This window comes from Cryptosporangium sp. NPDC051539 (assembly GCF_044454545.1).
Classification (GTDB): domain Bacteria; phylum Actinomycetota; class Actinomycetes; order Mycobacteriales; family Cryptosporangiaceae; genus Cryptosporangium.
On the sequence record NZ_JBITDV010000011.1, the window covers coordinates 367,563 to 382,886 of the forward strand.

General features: G+C 70.0%; 15 protein-coding genes. 10 read left to right on the forward strand and 5 right to left on the reverse strand.

Annotated elements, in window-relative coordinates:
* Nucleotides 1-37: 37 nt before the first annotated feature.
* Both ACIBZJ_RS32025 and ACIBZJ_RS32030 read right to left on the reverse strand, forming a co-directional pair.
* Nucleotides 38-1,468, reverse strand: a complete 1,431-nt coding sequence (locus ACIBZJ_RS32025) for an MFS transporter (RefSeq protein ID WP_395936234.1) — start codon at nt 1,466-1,468, stop codon at nt 38-40.
* Nucleotides 1,469-1,522: 54 nt separating this feature from the next.
* Nucleotides 1,523-3,157, reverse strand: a complete 1,635-nt coding sequence (locus ACIBZJ_RS32030; protein WP_395936236.1) for a GDSL-type esterase/lipase family protein — start codon at nt 3,155-3,157, stop codon at nt 1,523-1,525.
* Between the two features lie 95 nt (nt 3,158-3,252).
* On the opposite strand from ACIBZJ_RS32030, the gene ACIBZJ_RS32035 reads away from it, so the two are divergent.
* The gene (locus ACIBZJ_RS32035) at nt 3,253-3,915 is read left to right on the forward strand and encodes an alpha/beta fold hydrolase (protein ID WP_395936238.1); all 663 of its coding nucleotides are present in this window, start codon (nt 3,253-3,255) and stop codon (nt 3,913-3,915) included.
* On the opposite strand, the gene ACIBZJ_RS32040 is transcribed toward ACIBZJ_RS32035, so the two are convergent.
* The gene (locus tag ACIBZJ_RS32040; protein ID WP_395936240.1) at nt 3,890-4,501 is read right to left on the reverse strand and encodes a TetR/AcrR family transcriptional regulator; all 612 of its coding nucleotides are present in this window, start codon (nt 4,499-4,501) and stop codon (nt 3,890-3,892) included. The genes ACIBZJ_RS32035 and ACIBZJ_RS32040 overlap by 26 nt on opposite strands.
* Nucleotides 4,498-5,544 carry a redoxin domain-containing protein gene (locus ACIBZJ_RS32045; RefSeq protein ID WP_395936242.1) on the reverse strand — a complete coding sequence of 349 codons (1,047 nt, stop codon included), beginning with the start codon at nt 5,542-5,544 and terminating at the stop codon, nt 4,498-4,500. The genes ACIBZJ_RS32040 and ACIBZJ_RS32045 overlap by 4 nt, the downstream gene beginning before the upstream one ends.
* A 158-nt stretch (nt 5,545-5,702) precedes the next feature.
* Between ACIBZJ_RS32045 and ACIBZJ_RS32050 the strand changes: the two genes are divergently transcribed.
* The 9 genes from ACIBZJ_RS32050 to ACIBZJ_RS32090 are packed head-to-tail and all read left to right on the forward strand — an operon-like array spanning nt 5,703 to nt 14,250.
* A complete protein-coding gene (locus ACIBZJ_RS32050; protein WP_395936244.1) occupies nt 5,703-7,415 on the forward strand; it encodes a methyl-accepting chemotaxis protein in 1,713 nt (570 codons plus the stop codon).
* 42 nt (nt 7,416-7,457) lie between these two features.
* On the forward strand, nt 7,458-8,042 hold the full coding sequence (locus tag ACIBZJ_RS32055) for a chemotaxis protein CheW (protein ID WP_395936246.1): 585 nt from the start codon (nt 7,458-7,460) through the stop codon (nt 8,040-8,042).
* Nucleotides 8,039-8,857 carry a CheR family methyltransferase gene (locus ACIBZJ_RS32060; RefSeq protein ID WP_395936248.1) on the forward strand — a complete coding sequence of 273 codons (819 nt, stop codon included), beginning with the start codon at nt 8,039-8,041 and terminating at the stop codon, nt 8,855-8,857. The genes ACIBZJ_RS32055 and ACIBZJ_RS32060 overlap by 4 nt, the downstream gene beginning before the upstream one ends.
* Nucleotides 8,850-9,359 carry a chemotaxis protein CheD gene (locus ACIBZJ_RS32065; RefSeq protein WP_395936250.1) on the forward strand — a complete coding sequence of 170 codons (510 nt, stop codon included), beginning with the start codon at nt 8,850-8,852 and terminating at the stop codon, nt 9,357-9,359. Before ACIBZJ_RS32060 ends, ACIBZJ_RS32065 begins: the two co-directional genes overlap by 8 nt.
* A complete protein-coding gene (locus ACIBZJ_RS32070; protein ID WP_395936252.1) occupies nt 9,356-10,420 on the forward strand; it encodes a chemotaxis response regulator protein-glutamate methylesterase in 1,065 nt (354 codons plus the stop codon). Before ACIBZJ_RS32065 ends, ACIBZJ_RS32070 begins: the two co-directional genes overlap by 4 nt.
* Nucleotides 10,413-11,462 (forward strand): methyl-accepting chemotaxis protein, encoded by a 1,050-nt coding sequence (locus tag ACIBZJ_RS32075; RefSeq protein WP_395936254.1) that lies wholly within the window; start codon nt 10,413-10,415, stop codon nt 11,460-11,462. Before ACIBZJ_RS32070 ends, ACIBZJ_RS32075 begins: the two co-directional genes overlap by 8 nt.
* Nucleotides 11,463-11,477: 15 nt before the next feature.
* Entirely contained in the window at nt 11,478-11,846 is a 369-nt protein-coding gene (locus ACIBZJ_RS32080) for a response regulator (RefSeq protein ID WP_395936256.1), read from the forward strand.
* The gene (locus ACIBZJ_RS32085; protein ID WP_395936258.1) at nt 11,843-12,100 is read left to right on the forward strand and encodes a lipid asymmetry maintenance protein MlaB; all 258 of its coding nucleotides are present in this window, start codon (nt 11,843-11,845) and stop codon (nt 12,098-12,100) included. Before ACIBZJ_RS32080 ends, ACIBZJ_RS32085 begins: the two co-directional genes overlap by 4 nt.
* A complete protein-coding gene (locus tag ACIBZJ_RS32090) occupies nt 12,097-14,250 on the forward strand; it encodes a chemotaxis protein CheA (protein WP_395936260.1) in 2,154 nt (717 codons plus the stop codon). The genes ACIBZJ_RS32085 and ACIBZJ_RS32090 overlap by 4 nt, the downstream gene beginning before the upstream one ends.
* A gap of 1 nt (nt 14,251) precedes the next feature.
* Here ACIBZJ_RS32090 and rarD read toward each other — a convergent pair whose 3' ends face one another.
* Entirely contained in the window at nt 14,252-15,160 is a 909-nt protein-coding gene (gene rarD / locus ACIBZJ_RS32095; RefSeq protein WP_395936262.1) for an EamA family transporter RarD, read from the reverse strand.
* Nucleotides 15,161-15,324 lie beyond the last annotated feature (164 nt).

Below are 15,324 nucleotides of genomic sequence, written 5' to 3' on the forward strand. Positions count from 1 at the left end.
CGCGAGCCAGGCCCGCGACCGGGCCGGGAGCCTGGTGTCAGCGCGCGTGGGCCGGTGTGCGGGCCGGTGACGACCCGTGTGCGCGCCGGGCCGACCGCTCTGCCCTGGCCGTCGTCGTCACGACGCCGAGCGCGATCACGATCACGCCGATCGCGGCCACCATCCACCACGCCGGGTGGGTCGCGGCGGCGAACCCGGCGTCGGTCGGGGCGACCCCGCTGGTCAGCGTTCCGGCCACCGCCACGCCGAGCACCTGCCCGATCTGCCTGGCCGCCGACGTCGTGGCCGACGCCACCCCGGCCTGCGCGGGCGGCATCGACGACACCGCGGTGTTCGTGATCGGCGTGTTCACCAGCCCGTGGCCCACCCCGAACAGCCCGTACGCCACCGCCAGCACCCCGAGCGACGTGGACGACGAGAGAAACGCCAGTACCAGCCCCGCCACCGCGATCGCCGCCCCCGCCAGCATCATCGGCACCCGCGGACCGAGCCGGCCCACCAGCCGCCCGGAAATCGGCGACGTCACCACCGCCGCGGCGGCCAGCGGCAGCGTGAGTGCCCCGGCCGCCAGCGCCGAGAACCCGCGCGACTGCTGCAGATAGAGCGTGTTCAGGAACAGCAACGCGGCCAGCGCGGCGAAATGCACGACCGCGGTCACCGACGCGCCCGCGAACGGCACGCTGCGGAACAGCCGGACGTCGATCAGCGGCTGTTCGCGGTGCGGCTCGTACGCCACCAGCGCCAGCAGCGCGACGAACGCCAGCCCGAGCAGCCCGACGATCTCCGGCGATCCCCATCCCCGGGACGGCCCCTCGATCAGCCCGAACGTCGCCGCCCCGAGCACGAGGACCACCAGCGCCTGGCCCACCGGGTCGAACCGCCGCGGCACCGCTGCGCGGGACTCCGGGATGATCCGCCAGGCCAGCACGAACGCGACGATCCCGACCGGCACGTTGATCCAGAAGATCGCCCGCCACCCGACCGTGTCCACGAGCAGGCCACCGATCACCGGCCCCAGCGCCAGGCTGATGCCGGCCACCGCGCCCCAGGCGCCGATGGCCCGGGCACGTTCCTTCGCGTTCGAGAACGTGTTCGTGATGATCGACATCGCGACCGGGTTGAGCATCGACCCGCCGACCGCCTGCAGCATCCGGAACGCGATCAGCCATCCCAGGCTCGGCGCCACGCTGCACAGCAACGAGCCGAGCGTGAACAGCACCAGCCCGGTCTGGAACACCCGGCGCCGCCCGAACCGGTCGCCCATCGAGCCGGCCAGCATCAGCAGCGCGGCGAGGACCACCAGGTAGGCGTCGACGGTCCACTGGAGGCCGGACAGCGGCGCGTGGAGCTCCCGGCCCAGCGCGGGAAGTGCGACGTTGACGATCGTGTTGTCGAGCCCGACCAGGAACAGGCTCAGGCAACACGTCGCGAGGATCGCCAGACGGTGGCGGCGGGACAGCTCAGGCACAACCTCCAGCTTTCCCGGCGATCATTGATCAGGCCAACCAACGTGTTCGATCCCTCAGCGGGCCCGCACCGACCCGATCGTCGACGGCTTGCTTTCCCGCTCGGCCGAGACCGCGGTGACGTAGTAGTCGTACTGATGACCGAGGGCCAGCCCGTTCCGTCCCCACGCCATCTCCCGCGATCCGGACGAGACCCGCTGGAAGTCACCGCCGGCCGTCGAGTCGCGGAGGTAGACGCGGTACTCGCTGCTCTGGGGCACGCGGTCCCAGGCCAGCAGCAGCCCGCCGTGCTGCGCCAGTGCCTTCACGTCCGTCGGCGCGGCCGGCACCGGCGGCTTCGGTATCGACCCGAACACCCGGCCGAACGCGTACGTCCCGGCCAGCCGGTTCACGAACCGGCTGGCGAGGAAGTACTCGCCGGCCTGGGTCGGGTGGGTGCCGTCGTAGGTGTCGATGTCCCGGTTCCACCCGGTTCGCAGATCGACGACGCTCACCAGCGAATCGCTCGTGGTGCGCGCCGCGGCGATGCCCGCGATCCGTACCGACAGCTGCGCCATGATGCTCAGAGCGACGTCGTGGTGCCCGTCCGGCTGGCCGAGCAGGATCTGCGCCCGGGGGTTGGCCGCCTGGATCTCGTCGACGATCCGTTCCAGGTCGGCGGCGGCGTCCGCCGCGCTGCTGCCGTGCAGCGGGTGGGTGTCGTTCGTGCCCAGGTCGACCAGCACGACGTCCGGACGCTCGGTCACCATCAGCCTCGGCACCCAGCCCACGACCGTCTCGGCGGTGACCCCGGCCTGCGAGTCGTGCTTGCTGGCCCACTCGGTGTGCGGCACCGCGTAGTCGCCGGTCCAGGTCTCGGTATTCGATCCCACCCAGGTCGGGTGCGACGACGGATCGAGCTTCTGCCAGGCCCAGTACCGCCAGGTGTGGTCACCGATCGCCCCGGCCGTGATGCTGTCACCCAGCGTCATGATCCGGGTGCCCCGGTCGGTCAGACACGGGAAGCTCGTGGTCGCGTCCGCGAACCAGCGGCGGCAGCCGTTGCCGTTGAACTGCCAGCCGCGGTCGGCGCTGACCAGCTCCTCGACGTCCGGCCCCTCGGACCCGACGGTTCCGGTCACGCAGTCGGACTTCCGGCCGCACTCGCCGAGCGTGCGCCGGGCGACGGTCAGCGTCGCGCCGATCGGTTCACCGCTCCCGGCCGGGATGTCGGTCGTCACCGTGTAGTCCCGCCCCGGGTGCAGCTTCCCGGGGTTCGAACTGCCGATCCGCACGAGCGTCTCGGTGCAGGTCCGTCCCTCGCCCACGGCCACGTACGGCTGAGCTTCCTTCGGTAATCCGCGGACGCTCGACGAGCCGACGCCGCCGGCGGGCTCGACCGTCCAGCCGGTGGCGGCGCCGCACGGACCGATCGTCCGTACCGCGAGGCGCAGTTCCAGCGCCCGGCCGTCGAGCCGGTCGAGTTCGGCCCGGGTGCGGAAGCGGAAGCCGATCGCGATGTGCTCCCGGGCGCCGCGTTTCGTCATCACGAGGCGGCCGGACTCCGGGGCCCAGGCCGCGCCGCCGTCGGTGTTGAACCCGTAGCGCTCCGCGGCCGGCTCACCCGGCTTCGGCTCGCGGTTGCGCAGCGTCCACACCAGCAGCGTCGTCACGATTCCGAGCACCACGACAACGGCTACGACGACCGTCACCGGACGGCTTCTCCCTACCGCGCGCATGCGCCTCCCCAGAAGCATCGCTGCGAACACGGTAGAGCGGAGGAAGCCCTGAGTGGACAAAACTAACGGTGTCTTATCAGTCGCAACTGCGCGGTGATGTCGTCCCCGCTGTCGAGTCCCGCACCGGGATCCACTGCGAAACCATTCACCATCAGGGACGATGCGAGGAGGCCCGGGGGCGGGCCGGTACGGATCCGGTGGGGGAAGCAGTGGAGAAGTGCGTCTCCTTCGATGGAGTTTCTCTGGCGTACCAGCAGTGGGCGGGAAATGCGGAGTTACCGCCGGTAGTTCTGCTGCACCGATTCGGCGCGGATTCCGCGCTGACCTGGATTCCGTCCGGGGTCGTCGGTGCGCTGGTGCGAGCGGGGCGGACGGTCGTCGCGCTCGACGCCCGGGGCCACGGCGGTTCCGACACGCCGCACGGGGTGTCCCACTACGGCGAGCGGACGATGGCGCGGGACGTGTCGGTGCTGGTGGACGAATTGAAAGTGGACGCCGTAGACCTGCTCGGCTACGGGATGGGCGCGATCGTGGCCGTGCTGAACGCGGTGGCCGACACCCGGGTCCGCCGGTTGGTGGCGGGCGGCGCCGGCGTCGTCGAGGTCGGGGGCGTCGATACCCGGGTGTGGAACCGGCAGCGACTTCTCGAAGCGCTCCGCCTCAGCGCGGGCCGCCTCAGCGCGGGCCGCCTCAGCGCAGGCCGCCTCAGCGCAGGCCGAGGTGCGTGCTGACCGCGGTGAGCGCGGTGCGGTACGCGGCTGCGGCGGATTTCTCGTCGGGGTAGTGCCCGGCGAGCTCGAAGCTCACGACGCCGTGCGCGACCGCCCAGAGCAGGTTCGTCGGATCGACGTCCGGCTCGGGAACCCGGTCGCCGCCACCGAGCGCCGCGACCGACTCGCCGAGGACGTCGAACGCGCGCTTCGACTCGGCCAGGGCTTCGGCCGACGGCGTGAAGCCGGGGATCGCCTGGCCGAACATGACGCCGTAGTAGGCGCGTTCGGCCAGCGCGTTCTCCCGGTACGCCAGGGCGGTCGCGGCGAGCCGCTCACCCGGGTCGTCGCCGGCCGCGTCCACGGCCGCGACCAGACGGGCCCGCAGGCGCGCGAACCCCTCCCGGTACAGCGCTTCGGCGAGCCCGTCCTTGCCGCCGAACATCGTGTACAGCACGGTTGTCGAACAGCCGATCTCGCCGGAGATCTTCCGCATCGTCAGCGCCTGCGGCCCCTCGCTGACGAGCAGCGCGCCGGCCGCGTCCAGCACCGTGCGGCGCAGGGCGTCCTGTCCGGCGGCCTGGGCACGCTGGTAAGGAGTGGTCATTCGTCGGCTCCGGTCGGCAGCGGGCGGTGGAGTGGGATACCGGCCTCGGCGAGCTCGCTGGCCAGCGCGAAGTATTCCTCGCCGAACGGGTCGACCCCGCGCCGCGGCATCGCGCCCCTTCGGAGTGCGACGTTGTGGGGTGCGGCGGCGGCCGCGGCGGCGAAGTGCCGCTCGGCGGCGTCCCCCTGGTCGTGGTCGGCCAGCCAGGCCGCGAGCCGGGTCTCGGCCCGGGCGCGCTGGTCGTCCGCGGAGGGCAGCCGCAGGTGCTCCCGCACCTGCTCGGGCGTCAGCCCGGCGTCGCCGTCGCGGACCCACCGGCGGAGCGCCTCGCCCGAGGCCTCGGCCGACAGGTGGTTCCAGTCCCGGAACGTGTCGGTGGCGGTCTGCGAGTCCTGCGGCCGGACGAGCCGGCCCTCCTCGTCCAGCCAGACGACCGTGGGGACGTTGACGATGTCGAACGCGTCCGCAGCCACCCCGTCGACGTCGACCAGCGCGGGATGGGTGGTGTGCGCCTCGGCGTGCCAGGGCGCGGAGTCGGCCGGTTTCGCGTCCAGCGCGATCGTCACGACGGTGAAGTTCTGGTCCGCCTGGTCGGCGTGGCGCTCCTGCCAGGCGGGCAGGTCGTAGCGGCAGCCGCACCAGGAGGCCCAGAACACCAGCGCGACCTTCGTGCCGCGGAGGCCGCTGAGGGCGAACGGCGTGCCGTCCAGCGTCGGGAGCGTGAGCTCGGCGGCGGTGGCGCCGGTCAGCTCCCGCGCCCGGGTACCGGCGTCGGACGTGGTGGCCAGAGTTCTGGTCGGGACGTCGACCGCGGCGACGAGCCCGGCCAGTGCGGCGAACCGCACGACGTCCAGACCGTCGTCGGTCTCCAGGTCGGCGGTGCGGAACCGGGGGATGCAGGCGTCGCCCCGGCACCAGCCCGGTGCGTCGCGGTGCCAGCCGAGCACGTCCTGGGCGAGGTCGGCCCGGAGCGTTCCGGCGCTGTCCACCTGCGCGCGCAGGGTCGAGGGGGTGTCGCTGCCGAGAACCGTCCACGAGTCCATGCACTCGACAGTAACAATGTTACTAATCTAGAACAACGTTTTTTGTACCTGGAGCCCGAACGACTCAGGCAGTTGACAGGAGCGCCGATGAGGAATTGCGACGCGTGATCACGATCACGGCTGATTGCTACCGACGCGCAACTCGAGGAGCTCGAGAAATGGCTGAGTCGACGGTGGAAGCGCGCCGCGCCGGCGGCTTCGCGTTCCGGCACCTGCCGGTCGCCTGGAAGCTGCGCACGCTCGCGGCGCTCGTCTGCGTATTGCTGCTGGCCGTGGGGCTGGTAGGCCTGTATCAGCTCGGCAACACGCAGGACCGGCTGAAAACGCTCTACCGGGACAATCTGCAGAACGTCCTGCTGATCGACCGGATCGGCATGGACTTCGCCGACGCTCGGCGGGAGTTGCTCAACCTGGCGCTCTCCCAGTCGGCCGCCGACACGGACAAGGCCGCGGCCAAGATGCAGGAGTCGATGCGGGAGCTCAACTCCCGGTTCGCCCAGTTCGCGAAGACGGACGCCGGGAGCGGCGCGGACGAGCGGAAGACGTTCGCCGCGGCGTGGACCGACTGGCAGAAGGTCGTGACCGACAAAGCGGTGCCGCTGGCCCGGACGAACAACTACGCCGCGTTCAATCAGCTGCGCGCCTCGACGACGACACCGCTGGCGAACACCGCGAACGGCGCGCTCAACCAGCTCGCCGCGCTGGAAGCGCAGGATGCGAAGGACTCGCTCGATGCCGCGGCCACCGCGTACTCCACGGCTCGGGTGCTCACGATCGGCCTGATCGTCGTCGCGCTCATCGTCACGTTCGTGGTCGTCCAGCTCATCACCCGATCGATCGCACGGCCGCTGCGTCAGACCGTGCAGGTCCTCGACGGGCTCGCCGAAGGACGCCTCGACCAGCGGCTGGAAGTCGACAGCCGCGACGAGGTCGGACAGATGGGCGGTGCGCTGAACACCGCGCTGGAGAAGCTCTCCGAGACCGTCGGCACCGTCATCGATTCCACCGACCAGCTGAACAGTGCGTCCAGCCAGATCAGCGGAGCCTCCCAGTCGCTGTCCCAGGCCGCGACCGAACAGGCCGCCAGCGTCCAGGAGACCACCGCGAGCATCGAACAGATGGGCGCGGGCATCACGCAGAACAGCGAGAACGCCGGCGTCACCGAGGGCATCGCGACGAAGGCCGCCGCGGATGCCAACGAGGGCGGCAGCGCCGTGCTGCAGACCGTCGAGGCGATGAAGCAGATCGCGAACAAGATCTCGATCATCGACGACATCGCGTTCCAGACGAACATGCTGGCGCTCAACGCGACGATCGAGGCCGCCCGCGCCGGTGAGCACGGCAAGGGCTTCGCGGTCGTCGCCACCGAGGTCGGCAAGCTCGCGGAGCGCAGCCAGGTCGCCGCGGCCGAGATCAGCGAACTGGCCGCGGGCAGCGTGCACACCGCCGAGCGAGCCGGCTCCCTGCTGCAGGAGATCGTCCCGAGCATCACCAAGACGTCCGACCTCGTGCAAGAGATCGCGGCGGCGAGCAGCGAGCAGTCGTCCGGCGTCCGCCAGATCGACACCGCGATGAACCAGATCAGCAAGATCACCCAGCAGAACGCCTCCTCCAGCGAGGAGCTAGCCGCGACCGCGCAACAGATGTCCGCGCAGACGGCGCAGCTGCTGGACGTCATGGGGTTCTTCCGGACGTCGGGCACACGGCGGCGGACACCCGCGCTGGCGTACGGCGGCACCTACAGCGCGGCCGCGACGCCGAAGGCGAACGGGGGGCCGCGGCTCACGCCGGCCGGTGCGCTGCCGGCCGGGTCACGCTCCGGGAACGCCGGCGCGAGCGACATCGACGACAGCAAGTTCGACCGGTTCTGAGGGTCGTTCACCCAGCAGGGACATCCACTCGGGGAGACAGCGGTGAGCAGTACGTCCACGGCGCAGCAGGTGGGCTCAGCCGTCGAATCCGACCGCTACCTGCGCTTCACGCTCAACGGTGAGCTCTATGCGCTGAACATCTTCAACGTCACCGAGATACTGGAGCACCGCCGGCTGACGCCGGTCCCGATGATGCCCGACTTCATCCGGGGCGTGATCAACCTGCGCGGACGGGTGGTGCCGGTCATCGATCTGGCCATCCGATTCGGCCGGGGCGTCACGACGATCGCACGTCGGACCTGCATCATCATCGTCCGCATCGCGAATCCGGTAGCCGACACCGCTGACGAGGAGCAGGCCGACGCCGGTACGCAGGACATCGGGATACTCGTGGACGTCGTCAACAAGGTCGTGCGGCTCTCGCCCGACCAGATCGAGCCGGCGCCCGCGTTCGGCGCAGGCATCCGAGCCGACTACATCAGCGGCATGGCCAAGCGAGAGAACGACTTCGTGATCGTGCTCGACGTCAGCCGGGTGCTGTCGATCGCCGACATGGTCAGCCTGCAGACCGCGGCGAGCGATCCGGCCGCCGCCGAGGCCGCCGCCCGGAATGCGCCCTCGTCATGACGGTCCTCACCGGTTCGCCGCGGGCGATCAGCCCGGAGGAGTTCCAGGAAATCAGCGACCTGCTGCGGCGACGAACCGGCATCCGGCTCTCCGTCGGGAAGGAATCGCTGGTGATGGGCCGCCTCGACAAGAGGCTGCGCCAGCTGGGCATCGCGACCTACCGGGAGTACCTCGAACTGCTGCGACAGCCGGAGGAGCCGGAACTCAACCAAGCGATCGACCTGTTGACGACGAACGAGACGTTCTTCTTCCGGGAACCGCGCCACTTCGACTTCCTGCGCGAGGAGGTGCTGCCCCGGCACCCGGGCAACCGCCCGTTCCGGCTGTGGAGCGCGGCCAGCTCCAGCGGCGAAGAGGCCTACACCGCCGCGATGGTGCTGGCCGAGGGATTGTCCGACGCGGCCTGGGAGGTCGTCGGCACGGACGTGTCGGCCCGGGTCGTGGCCAGCGCTCAGCGTGGCGTCTACCCGATCGAGGCCGCGGAACGGGTGCCGCTGCCGTTGCTGCGCAAGTACTGCCGGAAGGGCCGCGAGGAATACACCGGCCTGATGGCGATCGCCCCCGAGCTGCGGGCCCGGACCACGTTCGTGCGGGCGAACCTGATGGAGAACCTCACGGGCCTGGGCCGGTTCGACGTCATCTTTCTCCGCAACGTGATGATCTACTTCGGCGCCGACACCAAGATCGCGCTGGTCGAGCGACTCGAGGAGATGCTGCAGCCGGGCGGTTACCTGATCGTCAGCCTGTCCGAGACGCTCAAAGGCATCTCGTCCCGGTTGAAGATGGTCGAGCCCTCGGTGTACGCCCGTGTTTAGCGCGGACGACGTGATCCTCAACCCCGGTGACTTCTACTTCGGAGCCGCCGGCACCCGGATCCGCACGTTGCTCGGGTCGTGCGTCTCGATCTCGATGTGGCACTCGCGGCTGCACGTCGGCGGGATGTGTCACTACATGATCCCGGGGCGTCGCGGGTCCGGTCACCAGTTGTCCGGGCGCTACGCCGACGAGGCCGTGCAGATGTTCCTGCGGGAGATCGATCGGCACGGCACGAGGCCGTACGAGTACGAGGTCAAGATGTTCGGCGGCGGCCACCAGTTCCCGGGCGGCAATCGGAGCCGGGTGATGGACATCCCCAGTCAGAACATCGAGACCGGGCTCGCACTGCTGGAACACCACGGCTTCGAGCTGATCGCGACCCACCTGGGCGGCACCGGCGCCCGGCACATCCTGTTCGACCTGGCCGACGGCGGGGTGTGGCTGAAGCACACCGGCCGCACCGTCGCCGACGACTACCTGCAGCAGGAGCGGTCGGCGTGACGCAGCGACGGATCGGGGTGCTGATCGTGGACGACTCGGCGGTCGTTCGCCAGACGCTCTCGGCCCGGCTGGCCGACCATCCCGACATCGACGTCCTCGGGGCGGCGGCCGACCCGATCTTCGCCATGGAGCGGATGAATCGCGCCTGGCCGGACGTCGTCGTCCTGGACATCGAGATGCCACGGATGGACGGGATCACGTTCCTCAAGCGGATCATGGCCGAGCGTCCGACGCCGGTCGTGGTCTGTTCGACGATGACGACACGCGGAGCCGAAACCACCGTGGAAGCGCTGGCCGCCGGGGCGGTGAGCGTCATCCCGAAGCCGACCAGCGGCCTGAAGCAGTTCATCCAGGACGAGGGCGGGGACATCGTCGCGGCGGTGAAGGCGGCGGCCGCCAGCAACCTGCGCCGGGCCACGATGGCCGCCCGGGTGACGATGCCGGCTGAGCCGGTCGAATCGTCCTTCCCGGTCAGCGGGCGGAGCCTGCCGACGACGACCGACCGGGTGGTGGCGATCGGCACGTCCACCGGCGGCACCCAGGCGCTCGAAGTCGTGCTGACCACGTTGCCCCGGGCGATCCCGGGCATCGTGATCGTCCAGCACATGCCGGAGAAGTTCACCGCGGCGTTCGCGTCCCGCTTGGACGGCCTGTGCGAGGTGGACGTCGCCGAGGCGGTCGACGGCGAACGGGTGTTGCCCGGACGGGCGTTGGTCGCACCCGGGGGACGCCACCTGGAACTGCGACGCGACGGCGCGCAGTATCGCGTCCGCGTGTTCGACGCGCCCCTGGTCAACCGGCACCGACCGTCGGTCGACGTGTTGTTCCGCTCGGTGGCCAAAGCCGCCGGACGGAACGCGCTCGGCGTCATCATGACCGGCATGGGCGACGACGGTGCCCGCGGCCTGCTCGAGATGCGCCGCGCCGGCGCCGTCACCGTGGCCCAGGACGAGGCCACCAGCCTGGTGTACGGCATGCCGTTCGAGGCGGTCCGGCTCGGTGCCGCCGAGCAGGAGGCACCGCTGTCGGCGATCGGTGAGGTGATCCGCAAACATGGCTGAGTTGCTGGTAGCGCTGGTGTCGGCGGCGCTGGGTCTCGGGATCGGGTACGGCGTGTGGGGGCGTCGGAGCCGGTCGGCGACGGTCGTCGCGGCCGAGCCGTCGGTGAGCCGGTACCACCACAGCGTCGTCGACTTCGCCGGTGCGGTGGCGCCGGTCTGGTCGGCCCAGGTCGACACCACGCGGACGCAGATGGAGAGTGCGATCAGTGGGGTGACCGAGCAATTCGCCGGGATCGTCGACAACCTCGACACCGTGCTCGAATCCTCCGCCGGCGTGCTGCACGGCGACTCGGCGGCGGTGTTCGACCGGAGCCGCGAGCGACTGGGCGACGTCGTGGACACGCTGGAAGGCGCCGTCGCGATGAAGCGGCAATCCCTCGACGAGCTCAGGTCGTTGATCGGCCTCAACTCCGAGCTCAAGCAGATGGCGTCGGAGGTCACCGCGATCGCGTCCCAGACGCACCTGCTCGCTCTCAACGCGGCGATCGAGGCCGCGCGAGTCGGCGCCGCGGGCGCCGCGTTCGGCGTCGTCGCCCTGGAGGTCCGGCATCTGGCCGAGCGCTCGGTCGACACCAGCAAGCGGATCACCGACAAGGTCGCGAGTGTCGGCACCGCGGTCGGCTCCGTCATCGCCGCGGCCGAGGAGGGGGCCGAGCGGGAGGACCTCGCGGTCTCGCACGCCAACAGCGATGTCAACGAGGTGCTCGAGAACCTCCGGTCGGTGGTCAGTTCGTTCCAGGAGTCTTCCGGCTCGCTCGAGGCGGCAGCGATCAGCATCCGGGAGCGGATCGCGCAGTCGCTGGTCGACCTGCAGTTCCAGGACCGGGTCTGCCAGGTGCTCGAACACCTCCGCGACAGCATCGACCAGCTCCCGGCCGCCGTCGCGGACGCGCCCACCGGGCCGGACGGCGAGCCTCTCCCGTTGGACGCTCAGGCCCTTCTCGACGCGCTGGCCGCCGACTACACGATGGAAGAGGAGTGGCGGGCACACCGGACCGGGGATGCCGCCGAGCAACGAGAGTCCGAGATCACGTTCTTCTGACCGGGGGAATCACGAATGGCCAAAACGATACTGATCGTCGACGACTCGGCCTCGGTTCGGCAGGTGGTCTCGATCGCCCTCAAAGGCGCCGGGTACGACGTGGTCGCCGCGGTCGACGGCAAAGACGCACTGTCGAAGCTCGACGGCCAGCGCATCCATCTGGTCATCTCCGACGTGAACATGCCGAACATGGACGGCATCACGTTCGTCACCGAACTGAAGAAGCTCGCGGCGTACAAGTTCACCCCGGTGATCATGCTGACCACCGAGTCCCAGGACGACAAGAAGAAGGCCGCGCAGGCCGCAGGCGCCAAGGCGTGGGTGACGAAACCGTTCCAGCCGCCGCAGATGCTGGCCGCAGTCTCGAAGCTGATCGCGCCGTGACCCGTGTCGACCTCGACGGCGAACTGACGATCGTCACCGCGGCGGACACCCGGGACCGGCTCCGTCCGTTCCTCGTCGCCGGCCCGGTGGAGATCGGGCTGGCCGGGGTGACCGACATCGACACCGCGGGTTTGCAGCTCCTGCTGGCCGCCCGGCGGTCGGGTGAGGGTCCGGTGACGCTCGCCGACCCGAGTCCGGTGGTCAGCGATCTGTTCACCTTCACCCGGCTCACCGAGGAGTTGGAAGCACGATGAGCACCGACGACGAGTACGGCGGCGCACTCGACGTCTTCCTGACGGAGGCGCGGGACCTGGTTCAGGACGTCGAACAAGGCATCCTGCGGCTGGAGGGCGGCCCGGTGGAGGCCGACACGGTCAACGCGCTGTTCCGGGCCGTCCACACGCTGAAAGGCTCGTCCGGCATGTTCGGGCTGGACCACATGGTGCAGTTCACCCACGTGATCGAGACCCTGCTGGATCTCGTGCGACAGGGCGAGCTCGCGGTCACCCCCGACCTCGTCAGCGCGCTGCTGCCGTGCGGCGACCACATCCTGCACCTGGTCGAGTCCGTCGCTCAGGGGCGGCCGGAGGCGACGCCGGACGACCTCAGCACCTCGGAAACGCTGCTGAGCCGCCTCGAACCCTTTTTGCCCGGTGGCACCGAGGCGGTGCCGCCGCCGGCTCCGGAGCCCTCCACCCAGGAGGTGCGGGCCTGGCACCTGAGCCTGGGTTTCGGACCGGACACCCTGCGCAACGGCATGGACCCGTTGGCATTCGTCCGCTACCTCTCGTCGATCGGCGAGGTCACTGATCTCCGCGTTCTGGCCGAGGAGCTGCCGCCGATCGAGGAGCTGGATCCGGAGACGTGTCATCTCGGCTTCGAGGTCGAGGTCGCCACGGCCCTGCCGAAGGCCGACATCGAGAGCGTGTTCGAGTTCGTCCGGGAGGACAGCGAAATCCGGATCACTCCGGCAACCACGCAGGTCGACGCGTACGTCCGGCTGATCGGGACTCTGCCGGAGAGCGATCGAATCGGTGACATCCTGATTCGCAGCGGCGCGGCGACCGAACGCGAGATCGCCGACGCGATGCGCCTGCAGCAGGAACGTTCTCGAGGTTCGAGCGCGCTGGTCCCGCTCGGGGAACTGCTGGTCGAGGAGAACATCGTCCCGAGGGCGGTGGTCGACGCGGCTCTGCGCAAGCAGCGCAAGACCGGTGAGGCCCGGGCTCAGCAGGACACCCAAACACTCCGGGTGGACGCCGCCCGTCTCGACCGTCTGATCGACCTGGTGGGCGAACTGGTGATCGCCCAGGCCAGCGCCGGAGTCCGATGCCTCGCCGAGGATGCCGAACGCTCGGGCGTCGCCGAGGCGCAGGGCGAGGTGATGCGGCTGGTCGAAGAGGTCCGGGACAGCGCGTTGTCGCTCCGGATGGTGCCGATCGGGACGACGTTCCGCCGATTCGAGCGCGTCGTGCGGGACGTCGGCGTCGAACTCGGGAAAGACGTCGGCCTGGTCGTGACCGGCGGTGACGCCGAGGTCGACAAGGCGCTGGTCGAGCGGATCGGTGATCCGCTCGTGCACCTCGTGCGCAATTCGCTCGACCACGGGATCGAAGCTCCGGCCGATCGATTGCGGCGGGGCAAGCCGCAGCGGGGGACGCTCCGGCTCAACGCGTTCCACGACGCCGGGAGCGTCGTGATCGAGGTCGCCGACGACGGCCGCGGCCTCGACCGCGACCGCATCCTGGAGCGGGCGATCGAGCGCGGGCTGGTCGACCCCGGCGCGGTGCTCAACGACGCGGAGGTCTACGAGCTGATCTTCGAGCCCGGCTTCTCGACCGCGGTGACGGTTTCGAACCTCTCGGGGCGTGGCGTCGGGATGGACGTCGTCCGCCGTAACGTCACCGCGCTGCGCGGGACCATCGAGGTCGAGACCGCGCTCAGCGTCGGCACCACGATGCGGATCCGGCTGCCGCTGACGCTGGCCATCATCGAGGGATTCCTGGTCGGAGTCGGCTCGCGGTACTTCATCATTCCGCTCGATCGGGTGACCGAGTGCGTCGAGCTGCCGCCCGGCGAGGCGGGGGTCATGGATCTTCGCGGCGAGGTGCTTCCGTTCATCCGCCTCCGGACGGTCTTCGGCATCGAAGGACAGCCGGCCCGGCGGCAGAGCGTCGTCGTCGTGGAACAGTCCGGGCAGCGGACCGGGCTGGTCGTCGACGCGTTGATGGGTGAGTTCCAAACCGTGATCAAGCCGCTCGGGCCGTTGTTCGCCCGCGCGGAGTGCATCAGCGGCGCGACGATCCTCGGGAACGGCGAGGTCGCGCTCATCGTGGACGTGGGACCGCTGATCGCGGGCCAGACCGAGCGCGAACGGGCGCGGCACGCCGACGCGGTCGCGTAGCTCAAGCCGTCGCCGGGAGGGTGTCCTTCCGCCGGGCGGACGCGGAGCGGGCCGCCCGCAAGGAATCCGCGCTGAAGACGAGGAGCGCCAGCCAGACGAGCGCGAAACCGGCCCAGCGTGCGGGCGGCATGTGCTCGCCGAGGATCAGTACGCCGACCAGGAACTGCAGGACCGGCGTCAGATATTGGAGCAGGCCGATCGTCGACAGCGGCACCCGGTTGGCGGCGGCCGCGAAGGCGAGCAGCGGACCGGCGGTGAGGGCACCGGAGAGCACCATCAACGCGGTGTGGCCGGCCGAGACGGTCCCGAACTCGGCGTCGCCGCTCCACGTCAGCCAGGTCAGGTAGCCCAGCGCGGGGAGGAGCAGCACCAGCGACTCGACCGTGAGGCCCTCGACCGCCGGAGCCCCGGCGACTTTCTTGATCAGCCCGTACAGCCCGAAACTCACCGCGAGCGTGAGCGCGATCCAGGGCGGGCGCCCGTAGTCGACGGTCAGGACGACGACCGCGACCGCGCCGATCGCCAGCGCGACCCACTGCAGCCGGCGCAGACGTTCGTGCAGGAGGACGACGCCGAACAGCACCGAGATCAGCGGGTTGATGAAGTACCCGAGGGCGGTCTCGACAACCCGCGACGAGTTGACGCCGTAGATGTACGTGTACCAGTTGACGGCGATCAGGACGGCGCCCAGCGCGAGCAGGCCGAGCGTCCGGGCGCCGGCGGTGCGGAACCACCGAAGGCGCCGCAGGACGAGAATGAGCACGCTGACCGTGACCAGCGACCAGACGATCCGATGAGCCAGGATCTCCAGTGGCCCGGCCGGCTTCAACAGCCGGAAGTAGAGCGGGAACGCGCCCCAGGCCACGTAGGCGGCCAGCCCGTAGAACAGGCCTTTTCGCTGATCAGTCACGTGCTCCGACAGTACCTAGCCGACCGTCCAGGTGTCGTTGCCGTGGAGGAGGTTCTGGAGGTTGCCGCTGCCGTGTTGTTGGGCGGTGTCGAGTTGGGCGGCCATTTCTGTGTCGTAGGTGGGGCGTGTGATGTCGCGGAAGACGCCGATGGGGGTGTAGCGGA

Excerpts from the sequence above, each read along its gene's own strand:
- ACIBZJ_RS32075 (WP_395936254.1), top strand. The coding sequence starts at position 10,413 with ATGGCTGAGTTGCTGGTAGCGCTGGTGTCGGCGGCGCTGGGTCTCGGG.
- ACIBZJ_RS32080 (WP_395936256.1), top strand. The coding sequence starts at position 11,478 with ATGGCCAAAACGATACTGATCGTCGACGACTCGGCCTCGGTTCGGCAG.
- ACIBZJ_RS32090 (WP_395936260.1), top strand. The coding sequence starts at position 12,097 with ATGAGCACCGACGACGAGTACGGCGGCGCACTCGACGTCTTCCTGACG.
- ACIBZJ_RS32040 (WP_395936240.1), bottom strand. The coding sequence starts at position 4,501 with ATGACCACTCCTTACCAGCGTGCCCAGGCCGCCGGACAGGACGCCCTG.
- ACIBZJ_RS32050 (WP_395936244.1), top strand. The coding sequence starts at position 5,703 with ATGGCTGAGTCGACGGTGGAAGCGCGCCGCGCCGGCGGCTTCGCGTTC.
- ACIBZJ_RS32060 (WP_395936248.1), top strand. The coding sequence starts at position 8,039 with ATGACGGTCCTCACCGGTTCGCCGCGGGCGATCAGCCCGGAGGAGTTC.
- ACIBZJ_RS32045 (WP_395936242.1), bottom strand. The coding sequence starts at position 5,544 with ATGGACTCGTGGACGGTTCTCGGCAGCGACACCCCCTCGACCCTGCGC.